The sequence below is a fragment of the Aminobacter sp. NyZ550 genome, from assembly GCF_025628925.2.
Lineage (GTDB): Bacteria > Pseudomonadota > Alphaproteobacteria > Rhizobiales > Rhizobiaceae > Aminobacter > Aminobacter ciceronei.
Genome location: NZ_CP114190.1, coordinates 1,104,254 through 1,120,349 on the forward strand (window position 1 = coordinate 1,104,254; position 16,096 = coordinate 1,120,349).

Genomic DNA, 16,096 nt, shown 5'->3' on the forward strand with positions numbered 1-16,096 from the left:
CGGCTCCCCCTTTTTTGCCACAACCGACATTATTGGAGTTGAAATTGACCAGTCAACGACAGGCCATCCTGGACACGATCGACAAGAACCGTGACAAAGCCGTCCAGTTCCTCCAGAAAATGGTTGCGATCCCGAGCGTGACCGGTGACGAGGCCGCTATCCAGGCGTTCGTCGCCGACTACATGAACGGCATCGGCCTCGATGTCGACATGTGGGAGACCAACTGGGAAGAGCTGAAGAAACACCCCGGCTATCGGCCTGTCGATCGGGGCTATGAAGGCCGCCCCAACATCGTTGGCACGCGGAAGGGCAGTGGTGGTGGCCGTTCGTTGCTGCTCAACGGCCACACCGACGTTATCCCTGTCGGAAATGGCGAAGGCTGGAGCGACAATCCGTGGTCGGCGTCGATCAAGGATGGCCGCATCTATGGTCGCGGCTCCTGCGATATGAAAAGCGGCGTAGCGAGCCATATCCTCGCCGTCGAATTCCTGAAGGAGGCGGGTGTCGAACTCAAGGGTGACGTCTACATCAACGTCGTCATCGACGAGGAGGTCAGCGGTCACGGCACGCTCGATACCGTTATCCGAGGCTACAAGGCTGACGCCGGCATTTCAGGCGAGACGAGTGACCTCGCGGTTCAGCCTGCATGTATTGGCCGCATCTGGTTTCAGATCGACGTGCAGGGCAAGCCGGCGGGCATCCAGCAACGCTATCTCGGCATCAGTGCCATCGACCTCGGCAACAAGATCGTCAAGGCAGTTCAGGACCTCGAAGATCATCGCGTCGCGACCGTCAAGCATCCGCTCTATCCCAGCGCGATCGACTCGTTGCCTTGCATCATCGGCAGCTTCCAGGCGGGCAATTATCCGAGCGCCTTCCCGGCGAGTGCGGTGCTCAAAGGCAGCATCGGAACCGTACCGGGCGAGGATCATGAAGGTGTCAAGCAGAGCCTCGTCGACAAGATCGCCAAGGTAGCGGCGGAAGATGAGTGGATGCGCGAGCACCCGCCGGTCGTGCGTTTCGTCGGCTATGACGCCGAAGCCTCGGAAATCCCGAGAGATCACGCCATCGTCGACCTGGTGTCGAGGAACTTCACCGAGTTGACCGGTCGCAAGCCTGAAATCAGCGGACGCCAGGGGGCTGCCGATACCCGCTTCCTCAACAGCTATGGCGAGACGCCGACGGTGATCTTCGGGCCCGGCTCGACAGCGGTCATGCATGCCAATGACGAGTATGTCTCGATCGAAGACTACCTGACCGCCATCAAGGTGATGGCGCTCTGTATCTACGACTGGTGTGGCGCGCGCGACTGACGCCCCCGTGCCCGCGCCGATTTGCGGGCTTCAATGGATAGCTGATCCCGCAATGGGATCAGCCAGTCCCTCGGTTGGCGGTGTCGCGTCATCAGCGACCTTTTGCCCGCGTTGCGGGGGTGGGCTGGCGAAAGATTCCGCCCGGCGAAAATGCCTCGCGCAGATATTCGGCGAAGGCCTTCACGGCCGGACGCATCGTCTGCCGGCGAAGGCGCAGGCTCATCACATGGACGGGCGGCAGCGTCTCGCGGATCGGCACGACCGCGATCTTCGAACCGTCATAGCCGATCGTCGTGCCGGGCACGGCATTGTGGATGGTGAAGCCGTGGCCGTGACCGACCAGGCCTCTGATCAATTCGTAGGATCGCGAGCGGTAGACAACGCGCGGCTCGACCTTGCATGTCAGGAACAGGTTGAAGAAATACTCGCGCGAATGCGGCAGATCGAGCAGGATGAACGGCTCGGCGGCCAGTTCCTTGAGGCTTACGCTTTCACGCCCGGCCAGCGGATGGTCGCCCGCCACCAGCAGATAGGGTGGCAGCTCCGCCAAACGCTCGCCCAACACCTCGTCGGGCAGGGCGTAGGCGTAGGAAAGCGCGAGCTCCAGCCGACCCGAAAGCAGGCCGTCGACAATGTCCTGCTGGTTGCCTTCCTCGAGGTTGACGGCGATCCCCGGGAGGCGCTGGGAGAAGCCACTGAGCAGTGCCGGCATGAAGCGGGTAGCCAGGGTCATGAACGAGCCGATGGTGATTTCACCGGCTTCGCCATCGGCCAGCGATTGCATGCTGCGCTGAAAGTCGCGCGCATGGCTAAGCAACAGCCGAGCCTCGCTGACCAGCTTCCGTCCGGCGACTGTGAGCGTCATGCCGCGGGCGTGATGGCGCACGAATATCTGGGCACCGAGCTCAGCCTCCGCGTGGGCGATTGCGGCGGAAATCGTCGGCTGCGACACGTTCAGCCCCTTGGCAGCATCCGTGACACTACCGAGTTCGGCAGTGGCGACGATGTAGCCCAGATTGCGCAACGAGAAGTGCATAGGGAAAACCTATCTTGTTGGCCGATTAAAAGTATTATCTCTAATCGACCGAGCATGTTCAAGTCGTCGTCAGAAAGGTCGCGCCAAGGCGGACTGCTCGCAGAGGCAGCCGCAGGGGCCAAACGACGGGATGCATTCGCATCGCCCCTCAAGGGAACGGGGGCGACGAATTAGAAGCTGACAAACGCTGAGCGTTTTTCGCGGGAATCGCCGCGAATCCGTCCGCTGTCTTGCGGGGGCTTCGCGGTGTCCAAACAACAAATGGGAGAAAGACACATGATAAGGAAATTGAGCGTCGTCGCTGCAGCAGCGATTGCCGTCGTATTGGGATCCGGCTTGGCCGCCAGCGCGCAGACGAAGCTGCGCCTGGCGGTGGAAACGACGGGCCGCGACCCCACCAACGTCATGCTCGGGACGTTCCGCGATGAGCTCAAGGTGCTGGCCGGCGACGACGTTGCCATGGACTACTTCGAGGGCGGCGCGCTTGGCGACGAAGGAGCACTCGCCGAGTTGATCCGGGCCGGCCAGGTTGAGATCGTTTCCATGGGATCCGACATCGTGTCGCTCGACAGCAAGTTCGCCGTCTTCGACATGCCCTTCATGTTTCCCGACAAATCCAAGGCGCGAGCCGCGATGGATGGCGAGCTTGGGGAAATGCTCGCGACGTCGCTGCGCGAAACCACGGGCCTTCAAGTCATCGGCTACGGTGAACTCGGCTTCCGGGTGATCAGCAACAACGTTCGTCCGATCAACAAGCCGGAAGACCTGCGGGGGCTGAAGCTGCGAACCCCCAGCAATCAGGGACGCATCCTCGCTTTCCAGACGCTCGGCGCCGCGCCGACGCCCATGCCGCTCGGTGAAGCCTACGTCGCCTTGCGCCAGGGCGCGCTCGACGGACAGGAAAATCCGATGTCGGTCATCAAGGAGTTTTCGCTGTTCGAAGTGCAGAAGTACGTTTCGATCACCAACCATGTCTACACGCCGATCACCCTGACGATGAACGGGCGGGCCTGGGATGCGCTGACGCCGGAATTGCAGGCCAAGCTGAAGCAGGCTGCCAAGAAGGCAGGCGAGGCGACCCGCGTGCAATCGGACGAGAGTGACGCCAAACTCATCGACGAGTTTAAGGCGGCCGGAGTCGAGGTCAACATGGTCGACGCTGCAGCCTTCGCCGCAGCCGCGGCACCGATCGCTGAGAAGCTGGCTTCGGTCGTAACTCCTGAATTCATGGCCAAGGCGCTGGAGATGACGAAGTGAGCGTTGGAAGCGTGAAACCGAACGATCCCCGCCCGGCGTTCCGTTACGATGGTGACGGCTACAAGGCGCGGATCGGCCTGATCTTCATGGCCTCGAGCGTGGTCATGGAAGCTGAAATGTGGGCAATGGCAGCCGAAGGTGTCGCTGTCCACACCGCGCGCATCAAGCTCCCCAAAGTGACCGTCGAGGGCATCCAGGAGATGATGAACGCACCACAGCTCGAGGAGGCCGCGCGCCTCCTCGGTTCGGCGCCGATCGATGTTTTATGTTTTGGCGGAACCAGCGCATCCTTCCTCCATGGAACGGCCTATGACGTCGCGCTCAGCAGGAAGCTGGCCGCCTGGGCTCCTGGGCCGAAGATCACAACTGCCTCTACCGCGACGCTCGCCGCGCTGGCAGCGGTGAGGGCCGGAAAGGTGGCCCTGGTCACGCCATACGTGGATGGCGTCCACGCGCGTGCCATCCGCTTCCTCGAAGAAAACGGCCACAAGGTCGTGAGCAGCCGCAACCTAGGCATCGATAAGGACCAGGCGTTGGCCGAGGTTCCGTTGGAACAGATCTACGATCTCGTGCGCGAGACCGATCATCCCGACGCGACCGCCGTGTTCATCAGTTGCACCAACTTCCGCTCGGCGGGAGCTATCGAGGCACTGGAGACAGCCCTGGGCAAACCGGTCGTGTCGGCCGTGCAGGCGTCGTTCTGGCATTGCCTCGAGGTGCTCGACGTCAACGGTGCAAAGCCGGGATACGGATCGTTGTTCGCCCGCCGGATGGCCTCCCCGAAAGCATCAGGTGCTGCATGACCCCAGTTGCTCCTGCACAATTGGACCATGGAGAGATGGACGAGTTGCCGGCGTTTCGGAACAAGCTTGTCGCGGCCTTGAACTGGATGCTCGAAACGCTCGCCATGCTGGTGATGGCTGGACTGGCGTCTCTGGTGTTTCTCAATGCTTTCAGTCGATACGCGCTCTCGACACCGCTGCCCTGGGCAGAGGAAATCGCCATCAACCTGATGGTCTGGCTGACCGCCCTGGGCATCATGATGGCCGGCATGCGGCAGTCCCTGATCTGCTGCGACATCGTCACCGGTCGGCTGTCGACAGGTCGCTTGCGCTTGGTTGCCGGCTTCTGCGCGGTTCTGGGTTCGGCAGCCATGTTCTACTGTGCGTGGCTGGCCTGGCAGTACCTCATGATCTTCGGAAGCGATGCTTCGCCGGTGCTGCGCCTGCCGAAGGGTATCGTGATCGCGGGGCTGTTCTTCGCGCTGCTCGGACTGGCCACGACCCTTCTGGTCCCCCTATTCAAACGGAAGTGACCTTGTCATGCTTTTCCTTGCACTCGCAGTGATATTAACGCTTTGCGTCTTGGCGCTGATGGGCATGCCCATCATCGTCGCGCTCGCATCCTCCGTTATCGTCTTCCTGATGGTGAGTGGTGGCTGGGAGCTTTCCTTGCCCCAGCAAGTTCTGTCGGGCATCAGCGACTACGTGTTGATTACATTGCCGCTGTTCATCCTGGCCGGTGGCATAATGAATGCCAGCGGCATCGCCGACAGGCTATTCGACCTCGCCGCGGCGATTTTTGGTTGGATGCGTGGCGGCCTAGCCCATGTCGACATTGCAGTGAGCGTGATGTTCGGAGGCATGATCGGAACCTCGGTCGCCGATCTGGCAGGCAGCGCGTCCGTGATCATCCCGAAGATGAAGAAGAACGGCTATCCGGGTCCATTCGCGGCCGCGCTTTCGGCGACCTCATCGGGCATTGGAATCCTGGTCCCGCCCAGCTCGCCGATGATCCTCTATTCCGCCGTGACGGGGACTTCCTTGGGGGCACTGTTCCTTGCCGGTCTGGTGCCGGGCCTCGTGCTAGCAGGAACGCTGATGCTGACCGTGGCCATCCTTGCCCGCAAGAATGACTGGAAGCCGATGCAGTGCTTTGCCTGGCACGAAGTGATGCGAACGGGCAAGCGCGCCCTTTTGCCAATGGGACTTCCCGGACTGATCCTCGGCGGGTTGGTGTTCGGTATCCTGACGCCATCGGAAGCCGGTGCGTTCGCTGTCGCCTATGCCCTGCTCTTGTCCATGGCCGTCTACAAGACTTTGACGTTCAGGGACCTGCGCACTGTCCTGGTGGAGGCGACGGTGCTCACGGGTGAAGTCATGCTGGTCGTGGGCTTTTCGGTGGCGCTCGGCTGGGCTCTGTCAGAGGCGAGGGTACCCGTCGCTCTGGCCGACCTGATGCAGACGCTGTTCCCGTTTGAATCGACCGTTCCGCAGATCATGCTCATGCTGTTGCTGGCACTCATCGCGGGTATGGTCCTCGATCCGCTGATACCCATGATCATGCCTATCCTGTTGCCTTCGCTGATGGCTCTCGACATCGACCTCGTGCATTTCGGTGTTCTGATGGTGGTTACGGTGGTGCTTGGACAAGTGACACCACCAGTTGCCTTGGCGCTGATCGTGGCGGCCCGCATTGGCAAGGAAGACGTCATCGCGACGTTCAGGGCAAACACGCCCTTCTTGATCGCGATGTTCCTGTTCCTCCTGCTGCTGATCTTTGTCCCCTCGATCGCTACCTGGCTTCCCAACCTGGTGATGTAGCGCAAGTCTCCACCCGCCGGCGGGTCCGGCGGGTGCTCCTCTCCTCGAAACGCCAGGCTGCCGTGCCCGCTTGCGGGAACGTGAGCCTTGGCATCAGCAAAGACTGGTGAACTCATGTCCGCATCTACAATCGTCCAATCGACCGATTCCAAAGCGGGGCAGGACTTGGGCGCGCTTCTGTTCTATTCGGAGTTCGACGACCCGGTGGAATGGGCGCGAGTCCTCAAAGCCGAGCTACCGTCGCTGGATTTCCGCATCTATCCGGATGTCGGCAACCCAGACGAAATCCGCACTGTTCTGGCTTGGCAACCGTTTCCCGGGTTCTTCGAGCCATTCAACAACCTGTCGCTCGTCATCAATCTCGGCGCTGGCATCGACTCCCTTGCCGAGCGCTCAGACCTGCCCGATGTGCCGATCTCGCGGCTTTCGGATTCGGGCATGATGGCGCTCATGCGAAGCTATGTGCTGTTTTCTGTTATCCGTTACGCCCGCGATTTTCATGAGTTCGAAACCGCAAAGCGCCTCGGCGAATGGCGCTACATTCACCCACGGGCCTTACACCGCATCAAGGTTGGCGTGCTCGGGCTTGGGCATCTCGGTGCCGCTGTCGCTTCCGCGCTGGCTGACGCGGGCTTCGACGTGAGAGGCTGGGATCAGGCAGAGAAACAGATATCAGGGGTTACCTGCTACTCCGGCGCAGAGATGGCTTCATTCCTGGCCGAGGTCGAAATTCTGGTCAACATGTTGCCCCTTACCGGCTCGACCCGCCATCTGATCGGCAAGGCCGCTTTCGACGCCTTGCCAAGAGGCGCTAAGTTCATCAATGCCTCGCGCGGTTTGGTTGTCGATGAGCCGGCTCTGGTCGCTGCTCTCCAGTCCGGGCAGATTGGTGGTGCTACGCTCGATGTATTCTGGACCGAGCCGCTTCCGAAGCATCACCCGTTCTGGGCGATGGAGAATGTTCTGGTTACGCCGCACCTGGCGAGTATCACTGTGCCGGAGGCGGCCGCGCGCGATGTGGCCGAAAGCATCCGCCGCGTGGCGGCAGGGAGCAAGCCGCTGCATCTCACGAAGCCAGCCAGAGGCTACTAGTTAGCGATATGCGGTCAAGCGGACCACACGAGAGCGAGGGCAAATGGGAGAGGACGTCTCGCGCCGTCTTGGCGAAATGGGATGACGCCAGTGCCCTTGATACGGTCTCGGAAGCAGGTTGGCCGCACTAGAGGCGACGCTGCTGCTTTCACTGCATGTAGGCATTCTCATTTATGTTGTAGACAATGTGATTTGTATTGCATACATTCCTTCGGCGAGGTGCGGTGACCGTCTGTTGCCGTCTCTATCCAAATCATCGAAAAGGAGCCGACATGTCCCTCATTATTGAAGGCGAAGAGCGCATTCCCGCACCGATAGCCACGGTGTGGCGAGGCCTCAACGATCCCGAGATGCTGAAGGCATCGATTCCTGGCTGCGAAGCGCTGGAGAAGACATCAGACGATCGCATGAAGGCGACAGTCGTACTGAAGATCGGGCCTATCAAGGCGAGCTTCGCCGGCGAGGTGACGCTGTCCAACATCGATGCACCGAAGTTCTACACGATCTCCGGTGAAGGTAAGGGCGGTATCGCGGGTTTTGCCAAAGGCGGTGCGGACGTCACGTTGACCGAAGATGGTCCAGGCGTGACGCTGCTGACCTACAAGGCAAGCGCTGACGTCGGCGGCAAGGTAGCACAATTGGGCAGCCGGCTGATCGTCTCCACATCGAAGAAGCTAGCGGCGGAGTTCTTCTCGACATTCAACAAGTTGGTGTCGGGCGCAGCAGCAACTTAGTTCAGGTAGCTCCCTACTAAGATTGCATGGCGATCCGCCCGCGCAGCGCTTGCTCGGAGGGTTATGGGCAGCACCGAAGGGCGTCTTCCGGCTTATCCCTTCGTTCTTCCTTCTGAGCAGCGGTGCCGCGAACGAGCATGGATGCCGTGTTGGCCCTGAAGAGGCTGGTGGATGGAACCTTTTTTGTCGGCCAGTGCGCCAGCGGACGTCGAACTCACTCCGGCCCTGCTGATAGGCTTTGCGCAGCAGCTAAGTGTTTAGTCCCGGCATTTGATGGGTTGGATTAACCGGAAACCGTTTTGGCTCCTTTTCCCAGATTTTGCAGATGAACTCATAGGGTGTGAGGCCCTTGTGGGTCTTGAGCCTGCGCGCGAAGGTGTAGGCTGAGATGAAGTCGGCGAGGTGGCGACGCAGTTGATCGTGGTCGTCATAATGGAAGCGCTTGACGGTTGCCTCCTTGATGGTTCGGTTCATCCGCTCGACCTGGCCATTGGTCCAAGGATGGTTGATCTTTGTGAGCCGGTGCTTGATGCCATGCTTGTCGCAAATGTCATCGAAGACGTGCTGAGGGGCGTGCTGATCGCAGGTCCGATTGGTGAACTGGATGCCGTAGCACCTGCGGAAGGAAGATTGGGCTGTCGCCGAGACGTCGGTGCGCGCAGCTCTTCGCTGCAGGCGCGCACCGGCTGAGGCGGTCATGGCCGGTCAGAGTGTCTCTAGGATGTGTCTGTTCACAACCCATTCTGGAGCGACTGACCATGACCAAACTGGAATCTACACCCGCCGCTGCAGTGCTGGTAGCGATCGATATCGCCAAGGTGCGCAACGAAGTGCTCATCGAAGCCTCTGGTCACAGACGCCGGCGGCGGCTGACAGTTCTCAATTCCCGTTCAGAACATGACCGGCTCATAGAAGCCTTGCAGGCATATGGCCGTCCGGTGATCTGCGGCTTCGAAGCGACCGGCAACTACCATCGCCCGCTTGCATGGCGCCTCGGCGAGGCTGGCTTCGAGTTGCGTCTGGTGTCATCGCTGGCCCTCGCGCGGACACGCGAAGCACTGCACAACAGCTGGGACAAGAACGATCCGAAGGATGCGCAGGTGATCCTGCACATGCTCAGGCTCCACACAACACAAGCGTTCCATGATCCGCTGCGCGCGGGCATCAATGACATGCAGGAACTGTCGAAGACGCACGAGGCGGTGGCAAAAGCCAAAACCGAGATCCAGCACCGCATCCTGACGCATTACCTGCCGCTGTATTTTCCGGAGATCGATCGTTTCCGTGGGAACAGTCGCAGCGATTGGTTCTTTGCCTTCCTCGATGCCTTTCCGACGCCGGCCAGCGTCACGGGGCTGACAAAGGAGGAGTTCGTCGAGGCGGCTTGGGATGTCGTCGGCCGTAAGGTGAGCAAGACACAGCTCCTCATGGACATCTACGAGACAGCGCGGACCTCAATCGGTTTACCTCTACCCCTTGATGCCCCCGCCATTCGCATGTTCCGTATGGTCGTGGCCGAAGCGCGCAGCCTGATCAGGCAACGCAATGAGATCGAGATGCAGGCTGATGAACTGCTGCGGCACAGTCAGGATTACCAGCTCCTGCGGCAGATCCCTGGCATTGGCCCCATCAATGCGCTGACGATTATTGCCGAGGCTGGCGATCTGCGCCGCTTTCGGCACCATCGTCAGTTTCTGAAGTTCTGCGGGCTGGACCTGTCGACGCAGCAGTCCGGTCAATACCGTGGGCACACCCGGCTCTCGAAGTTTGGCAATGCTAGGCTGCGACGAACGCTCTGGATCGCCGGGCAAGTGGCCATCCGTCAGCGCGAGAATGGCTTCAGGCACAAGTTCGAACGCTACATCGCACGCGATCGCGACAATCCCGATCTGCGCCGCAAGGCGATGACCGCAATTACCGCCAAGATGGCGCGCGTCGTGCACGCCGTCATCAAGAGCGGTTCCGACTACCGGCCCTTCGTCGAGGGGCGGGTGCCAGGTGGAAGAACCTCTGTCAGCTAGGGCCGTGAGGGCATCTTTGCGATGACCCTGTAGATAATGTTCGGGTCTTCCACCTGGATCAGTAGCTCGTGTTGAGGACGGTGAGGGCCGCCGCCAGGCGTACCCTGTGTTTGCTATGGACGAGACCTTTTCCTTTGCCAGTGGAAGCCGCCTGGTTCGAACACCCAGCTTGACGAGCGCCATGCAGCAAGAGCATGCTGGCGCACAGAGAGACTTTGACTGTCCCCTTCAATTCCTTCCGCTCTTAGGACGTTGTCGGTTAGAACGATGTGGATGGCATAGGGCACGGCCGCAATCAGATCCTGAAGGAACTGGACCATCAACATCTTGCCCGCCGTCTCGTGCAATTGCGCATAGGCGAACTTGGACGTTCGATCTATGGCAACGAAGAGACGCAGCGGGGGGCAGGCGAGCACCTCGCCTCCTGAGGACGGGATTTTGGTGAATTCCGCTGGTGGAGCTGAGGAGGATCGAACTCCTGACCTCGTCATTGCGAACGACGCGCTCTCCCAGCTGAGCTACAGCCCCGTCCAGCGGATGGCCGCATTTATTGGCGCTCGAAGCCGTCTGTCAAGCGAGCAGTTGACGTAGGGGCGAAATCACATTCCGGCAGGTGCGGCAGTCGCGGAACGCACGGTCTGTCAGGCGGGACTTGCCGCTCAGGCGTGCAATGGCTAAATGTCGGCAATTCATTGGAGATCGGCATGCTCGCCCTCATTCAGACCATCGTTCTGGCCCTCGACCTCTACTGGTGGATCATCATCGCCTCGGCGATCTTCTCCTGGCTCTATGCTTTCAACGTGGTCAACCCGCGCAACCAGGTGGTCGGCACCATCGGCAATATGCTGTTCCGGCTGACCGAGCCGGCGCTACGGCCGATCCGTCGCCTGATGCCAGACCTTGGCGGCATCGACATTTCGCCGATCGTGCTTCTGCTTGCGCTGTTCTTCGTCAGGCAGTTCATCCTCACCACGGTGGCTCCGCTCGTCATCTGACCTTTGGTGGTGGCCAGCTTCTTCAAGGAGCGTGATGACGGCGTCGAGCTTTATGTCAGGCTGACGCCGCGTTCCTCGAAGGATGCTGTCGAAGGTGTTGAGCAGGCGGCCGACGAACGCTGCCATCTCGCGGCGCGGGTGCGCGCCGTGCCAGAAAAAGGCAAGGCCAACGCAGCGCTTGAGAAGCTGCTCGCAGCCGAGTTGGGCATTCCGAGAAACTCCATAAAAGTGGTCGCCGGCGCAACCTCGCGACTGAAGACCATTCGCGTGGCAGGCAACACAGGCGAACTGGCCAAGCTCATGATGGAGCTCGCCAGGCGCTGAGCCCGCGCTCTGGATAACGTGGCTCGGGCGCGACATACTCCGGTTGCATGCGCGCAGGATGTTGCGGGCATCGCAGGTTCGGAGGGGAGCGCGGAATGCGGAAGCTTGTATTTGCCTTGGCCCTTGCCATGCCGTTGCACCAGGCCGTGGCGGAAGAGATCTCGAGCGCCTATGTCGAGACCAACACCGAGGCGGACTGCGTGCTCTTCGACAAGGCCGGCGCAGATGACGGCGACTATGCCAACATGGTTTGTCCGGGATATCGCGGCTATCCGGTGCTGATGTTTTCAGCCGATCTCAGGGAATCGGTGTTCTACGGTTTCCCGCCCGCCGATTTCGTCGACATCCCGTGGCAGAGCTTCGAGACGTTCAACAGAAGTGCCGGCAAGGCCGAGTGGCGCATTTCGAGCCATGACGGCAAGGTGGTCCCGTTCGCCACCATCCGCCGCTGGTACGTCCAGGCGGAACCTGCCGAGGGCGACAAGGAAATCGAGGTGCTGGTGGTGGCGAAGGTCGGGCAGCCGGGCAAGGCCGATGGCTGCGTCGTTGGGCTGGTGTTGGCGACCGGTGAACCCAAGGCCAATGAGCTGGCGCGCAAGATCGCCGACGAACAGGCTCGCGATTTTGCCTGCGGCTCGGACGAGAGGGTGCTCGTCGGCGATCCGATGCCGGTGTTCTATTCTGAAGGCAAGACAAAGAATTGAGGCGCGGCCGGCACTGCCGAACCGCGCCCGGTATTCACTGACCTTGAAACAGAAGCCTCAGGCCTTCAGCGCCTTGGCGCGTTCGATCGCCTCGACGATCATCTTCTTGGCGTAGGCCGCATCGTGCCAGCCGCCGATCTTGACCCACTTGCCGGGCTCGAGATCCTTGTAATGGCCGAAGAAGTGCTCGATCTGCTGCAGCGTGATCTCGGGCAGGTCGGTGTGGTTGAAGACGTTCTCGTAGCGGCGGGTCAGCTTGGGCGACGGAACGGCGATAACCTTTTCGTCCTGGCCGGCATTGTCTTCCATGACCAGCACGCCGATCGGGCGCACGTTGATGACGCAGCCGGGAATGAGCTGGCGGGTGTTGCAGACCAGCACGTCGATCGGGTCGCCGTCGCCGGAAAGGGTGTGCGGCACGAAGCCGTAGTTACCCGGATAGTGCATCGGGGTGTAGAGGAAGCGGTCGACGACGAGCGTGCCGGCTTCCTTGTCCATCTCGTACTTGATCGGCTGGCCGCCGACAGGCACTTCGACGATCACGTTGACGTCTTCAGGCGGATTCTTGCCGATCGAAATCGCATCGATGCGCATGGGGAAGCTCCAGAATTAAAGGTGCCTCCCGATAAACGCCTTGGGCCGCGTGTGCAATGCAATATTGATGTCAGGAGACTGCGACGAAAGGCTTGCTTTCCGGATCACTCCCAGACGAAAGCGACCTTCTTCAGCGCCTTGTGGTCGAAAACCTCGACGCCCTCGGCGATGTCGCGGCCGCCGGCACCGGAATAGAAGGCGAGCGCGTTGTCGTTCTCCTCGAGCGCCCAGACCACCATGCCCTTGAGGCCGTGGTCGGCGAGGCGCTGGCGGGCGGCGGCGAAAAGGCGGCTGCCGAGGCCGATGCCCTGGCATTCGGGGCGGAGGTAGAGTTCGTAGATCTCGCCCTGCTGCTTGAGTTCACGGGCGCGGTTGCGGCCGAGCGTGGCATAACCGGCAATCTTGCCGCCGATCTCGATCACCAGAACGGTTGCGGCGCGGCGGATGGCGTTGGCCCACCATTCGCCGCCGCGGCGGTTGATCATGGTGGTCAGCGCACGATGCGGGATGATGCCTGAATAGGCGCCGCGCCAGGCCTCGTGATGCACCTCGGCGATGGCATCCGCGTCGCGGGGCTCGGCTTTCCTGATGTCGATCGTCAGCGTGTTCATAGTTTCTTAACCATAAACCGCGCCGCGACAGTTGCAAAGAGTCCGCACGCAGCCGGAATGGCGTTTCATATGATCCGGATCGAGGATCAGGTGCAGGTGTGTCCAAATGGACTCACCAGGGCTATGCGGTCAGATCTCGACGAGGTGGTCGTCGAGTTCGTTGACGTCGGCTGAGGACACCGGGAAATGCCGGGCTAGCAGGGTGCCGACCGTGGCGATGGCCGCAACGAAACCGTCGGCGAGACGGTTGGCACGCGCTTCCGCGGTGAGGTCGCGGACGATGCCGTCCCAGGCATCCTGCGGAACCTTGGCGTGGATGCCGGCGTCGGCGACGACCTCGACATAACGTTCGGCCAGCGACACGAAGATCAGCACGCCGGTGCGTGCGGTGGTGAGATGCACGTTGCGGGCAAAGAACTGCCTGAGCGCGTTGGCGTGGGCGGCGCGGTAGAGCAGGCCGCGCGGGATGAGCCGGATGCGCAGGCCAGGCAGCCACCACAACAGCGCGCAGGCAGCCGCCGCCGCCAGCAGCTGAACGATGACGAAATGCGGCAGCCGGACGGCGACCCACCAGTGTTCGAGCGCGAAGGCGGCGGCGAGGCTGACCAGCAGGATGCCCGTGATGACGGCGAAGGCCGCGGCAAAGAAGTAGCCATCGCTGCGGTGGGCGACGACGCAGTAGATCTCGCCCGAGGTCTGGGCTTCGGCGGCGCGGATGGCCGCGGCGATGCGTCCGTGATCGCTGGGGGGGAGCGTGGTCTGGGTCATGTCGTTCTACCAGCTCCCCGATGAACCGCCGCCGCCGGAGGACCCGCCCCCGCCGGAAAATCCGCCGCCACCGCCGCCCGACGACCAGCCTCCGCCGCCGCTACCCGAGGACCAGCCGCCGCCTGATGACGACGAGCCGGAGCGCTGGTTGTAATTGAAGGTCATGCCGAGCCACTCGTAGCGGCCGGGTCCGAGCCTGCGGCCATACATGCGCGGCAGGATGGCCATGGCCATGCCGCCAAAGAAAAGAGTCGCCCAAAGCGCTATGAAGACGAAAAAGATGATGTCGTCTTCGCTCCAGCCGGCAACGCCGGTCTGCTCATTGCGCTTGGCGCGTGCCTCGAGTTCGGCGCCATCGCCCTCGACGACCATGACGATGTCGTCGACCGCCTTGGAAATGCCGCCCGAAAAATCGCCGGCGCGGAAGGCCGGCACCATGGTGTTCTCGATGATCAGCTTGGTGTGCAGGTCGGTGAGCACACCTTCCAGGCCGTAACCCACTTCGATGCGCATGCGCCGGTCGTTGGGCGCCACGATCAGCAGCACGCCATTGTCCTCGCCGGCCTGGCCGAGCTTCCAGGCGCGGAACAGGCGGTTGGCATAGGGCTCGATCTCCTCGCCGTCGAGGCTGGGGATGGTGGCGACGACGATCTGGTCGGAGGATTTCTGCTCGAAGGCCGCGAGTTTCTGGACCAGCTCGGCTTCGGTGGCGGCGTCGATGATGCCGGCGTCGTCGACGACACGGCCGGTGAGGATGGGCAGTTCGGCGGCGAGGACGGGAGCCGCAAACAACAGCAGAAGCAATGCGAGAAGGGCAGGGACGTGCTTGTGCACCCGCCTCTGGCCTGCCGGCCATCTTCCCAGCAAGGGGGGAGATTGGCAGCGTCGGCCGGCATGCTGGACGTTCGATATGTGCAATGAGCGCAGCCTGCGCGGCCAGCTGATCTCCCCCCTTGTGGGGGAGATGGCCGGCAGGCCAGAGGGGGGGGTGCAGGCGCCTGCGCTCAAGGTCATTTCCGCCACTTCATTGGGCGCGTGACGCCGTCATTACCCGCCCTGGCCGGTGCCGAAATTCACCTTGGGCGCCTCGAGCTTATCTTCGGCGACGGTGAAGTTCTGGAACGGCTGGTTGCGGAACCAGAGCGTGTTCCAGATCATGGCGGGGAAGGTCTTGAGCGAGGTGTTGTAGATGCGAACGGTCTCGATGTAGTCGCGGCGGGCGACGGCGATGCGGTTTTCGGTGCCTTCGAGCTGGGCCTGCAAAGCGAGGAAGTTCTGGTTGGCCTTGAGGTCGGGGTAGTTCTCGACAACCGCGAGCAGGCGTGACAGCGCGCTGGTCAGGCCGGCCTGGTTGTCCTGGAAAGCCTTGAAGGCGTTGGGGTCGGTCAGCGTTTCCGGCGTCACCGTCACCTGGGTTGCCTTGGCGCGGGCCTCGACGACGCCTTCGAGCGTGTCCTTCTCATGCGAGGCATAACCCTTCACCGTCTCGACCAGGTTGGGGATGAGGTCGGCGCGGCGCTGGTACTGGTTCAGCACTTCGCTCCATGCCGCCTTCGCCTGCTCTTCCTGGGTCGGGATGGTGTTGTAGCCACAGGCCGACAGCAACGGCATGACGATCGCCAGAACAACGAAAGCCGGAAGCAGACGGAAAGCAGGAAGTGCCGGCGAAGCTTGCATGCGCATCTGTTTGTCCTCGACAAAGCAACTGATCCGACAGCATTATCACAAACGCGCCCGGAGAAAACCGGCGTTCGATTTGGCGATGATGCCAGGAGTTTTTGACGATGGCGTCACCGAGAGACAGCGACGGCGAGAAGGAATCGCGCCGCATTCTCGACCGCATAGCACGCGAGAGCGACCCTGGCGGCGCGTCGTTCGTGGCGCGCAAGGCCAGCGAAATGCGCAATCATCTCGGCGCCGCCGACGTCGACAAGGCCGATCCGATCGAGCACATCGGCACGCGCATCGGCCGCATCCTCGGTTTTCTCCTGACCATCGGCCTCGTTCTGTGGCTGATCAATTATCTGGTTCGAGGCGGATAGTG

Annotated in this window: 17 protein-coding genes, 1 tRNA gene and 3 pseudogenes; 12 read left to right on the plus strand and 9 right to left on the minus strand. The window is 61.5% G+C overall.

Going from position 1 to position 16,096, the window contains the following annotated elements:
• The first annotated feature begins 44 nt into the window (after positions 1-44).
• Positions 45-1,313 (plus strand): ArgE/DapE family deacylase, encoded by a 1,269-nt coding sequence (locus N7E70_RS05440; RefSeq protein WP_269441445.1) that lies wholly within the window; start codon positions 45-47, stop codon positions 1,311-1,313.
• Positions 1,314-1,404: 91 nt separating this feature from the next.
• Here the strand turns inward: N7E70_RS05440 and N7E70_RS05445 are convergent, their stop codons facing one another.
• On the minus strand, positions 1,405-2,349 hold the full coding sequence (locus N7E70_RS05445) for a LysR family transcriptional regulator (RefSeq protein WP_067956329.1): 945 nt from the start codon (positions 2,347-2,349) through the stop codon (positions 1,405-1,407).
• Positions 2,350-2,625: 276 nt separating this feature from the next.
• Between N7E70_RS05445 and N7E70_RS05450 the strand changes: the two genes are divergently transcribed.
• The 6 genes from N7E70_RS05450 (at position 2,626) to N7E70_RS05475 (ending at position 8,035) form a co-directional block, all read left to right on the plus strand.
• The gene (locus tag N7E70_RS05450; protein ID WP_185910263.1) at positions 2,626-3,606 is read left to right on the plus strand and encodes a TRAP transporter substrate-binding protein; all 981 of its coding nucleotides are present in this window, start codon (positions 2,626-2,628) and stop codon (positions 3,604-3,606) included.
• Complete coding sequence (locus tag N7E70_RS05455; RefSeq protein WP_246787022.1) at positions 3,603-4,409, plus strand: maleate cis-trans isomerase family protein; 807 nt, start codon at positions 3,603-3,605, stop codon at positions 4,407-4,409. Before N7E70_RS05450 ends, N7E70_RS05455 begins: the two co-directional genes overlap by 4 nt.
• Positions 4,410-4,444: 35 nt before the next feature.
• Positions 4,445-4,921, plus strand: coding sequence for a TRAP transporter small permease (locus tag N7E70_RS05460; protein ID WP_067956331.1), 477 nt, complete (start codon positions 4,445-4,447; stop codon positions 4,919-4,921).
• A 64-nt stretch (positions 4,922-4,985) separates the two neighbouring features.
• Positions 4,986-6,209: a TRAP transporter large permease gene (locus N7E70_RS05465; protein WP_246670922.1), complete on the plus strand. Its 1,224-nt coding sequence runs from the start codon at positions 4,986-4,988 to the stop codon at positions 6,207-6,209.
• Positions 6,210-6,296: 87 nt separating this feature from the next.
• Positions 6,297-7,301 carry a 2-hydroxyacid dehydrogenase gene (locus N7E70_RS05470; protein ID WP_246765165.1) on the plus strand — a complete coding sequence of 335 codons (1,005 nt, stop codon included), beginning with the start codon at positions 6,297-6,299 and terminating at the stop codon, positions 7,299-7,301.
• 272 nt (positions 7,302-7,573) lie between these two features.
• Positions 7,574-8,035: an SRPBCC family protein gene (locus N7E70_RS05475; RefSeq protein ID WP_067956337.1), complete on the plus strand. Its 462-nt coding sequence runs from the start codon at positions 7,574-7,576 to the stop codon at positions 8,033-8,035.
• Positions 8,036-8,284: 249 nt separating this feature from the next.
• Here N7E70_RS05475 and N7E70_RS05480 read toward each other — a convergent pair.
• Positions 8,285-8,644, minus strand: a pseudogene (locus N7E70_RS05480) (integrase core domain-containing protein); the annotation flags it as partial.
• A 149-nt stretch (positions 8,645-8,793) separates the two neighbouring features.
• Here N7E70_RS05480 and N7E70_RS05485 point away from each other — a divergent pair.
• A pseudogene (locus tag N7E70_RS05485) lies at positions 8,794-10,081 on the plus strand (IS110 family transposase).
• Positions 10,082-10,307: 226 nt separating this feature from the next.
• Here the strand turns inward: N7E70_RS05485 and N7E70_RS05490 are convergent.
• Positions 10,308-10,454 (minus strand): annotated as a pseudogene (locus N7E70_RS05490) (IS481 family transposase); the annotation flags it as partial.
• A gap of 54 nt (positions 10,455-10,508) precedes the next feature.
• Positions 10,509-10,584, minus strand: a tRNA-Ala gene (locus N7E70_RS05495).
• 176 nt (positions 10,585-10,760) lie between these two features.
• Between N7E70_RS05495 and N7E70_RS05500 the strand changes: the two genes are divergently transcribed.
• The 3 genes from N7E70_RS05500 to N7E70_RS05510 all read left to right on the plus strand — a co-directional run bounded on the left by N7E70_RS05500 (position 10,761) and on the right by N7E70_RS05510 (position 12,079).
• Positions 10,761-11,051, plus strand: a complete 291-nt coding sequence (locus tag N7E70_RS05500) for a YggT family protein (RefSeq protein ID WP_067966013.1) — start codon at positions 10,761-10,763, stop codon at positions 11,049-11,051.
• A 9-nt stretch (positions 11,052-11,060) separates the two neighbouring features.
• Positions 11,061-11,375, plus strand: coding sequence for a DUF167 family protein (locus N7E70_RS05505; protein WP_067956468.1), 315 nt, complete (start codon positions 11,061-11,063; stop codon positions 11,373-11,375).
• Between the two features lie 95 nt (positions 11,376-11,470).
• Complete coding sequence (locus N7E70_RS05510) at positions 11,471-12,079, plus strand: hypothetical protein (RefSeq protein ID WP_067956470.1); 609 nt, start codon at positions 11,471-11,473, stop codon at positions 12,077-12,079.
• Between the two features lie 57 nt (positions 12,080-12,136).
• Here N7E70_RS05510 and ppa read toward each other — a convergent pair whose 3' ends face one another.
• The 5 genes from ppa to N7E70_RS05535 form a co-directional block, all read right to left on the minus strand.
• Positions 12,137-12,673 (minus strand): inorganic diphosphatase, encoded by a 537-nt coding sequence (ppa, locus tag N7E70_RS05515; protein WP_067956472.1) that lies wholly within the window; start codon positions 12,671-12,673, stop codon positions 12,137-12,139.
• Positions 12,674-12,777: 104 nt separating this feature from the next.
• Positions 12,778-13,284 carry a GNAT family N-acetyltransferase gene (locus tag N7E70_RS05520; RefSeq protein ID WP_067956474.1) on the minus strand — a complete coding sequence of 169 codons (507 nt, stop codon included), beginning with the start codon at positions 13,282-13,284 and terminating at the stop codon, positions 12,778-12,780.
• A 129-nt stretch (positions 13,285-13,413) separates the two neighbouring features.
• Positions 13,414-14,052: a TPM domain-containing protein gene (locus N7E70_RS05525; protein WP_067956476.1), complete on the minus strand. Its 639-nt coding sequence runs from the start codon at positions 14,050-14,052 to the stop codon at positions 13,414-13,416.
• 6 nt (positions 14,053-14,058) lie between these two features.
• A complete protein-coding gene (locus N7E70_RS05530) occupies positions 14,059-14,919 on the minus strand; it encodes a TPM domain-containing protein (RefSeq protein ID WP_067956478.1) in 861 nt (286 codons plus the stop codon).
• Positions 14,920-15,099: 180 nt separating this feature from the next.
• On the minus strand, positions 15,100-15,735 hold the full coding sequence (locus N7E70_RS05535) for a LemA family protein (protein WP_067956480.1): 636 nt from the start codon (positions 15,733-15,735) through the stop codon (positions 15,100-15,102).
• A 101-nt stretch (positions 15,736-15,836) separates the two neighbouring features.
• On the opposite strand from N7E70_RS05535, the gene N7E70_RS05540 reads away from it, so the two are divergent.
• A complete protein-coding gene (locus N7E70_RS05540; protein WP_067956482.1) occupies positions 15,837-16,094 on the plus strand; it encodes a hypothetical protein in 258 nt (85 codons plus the stop codon).
• Positions 16,095-16,096 lie beyond the last annotated feature (2 nt).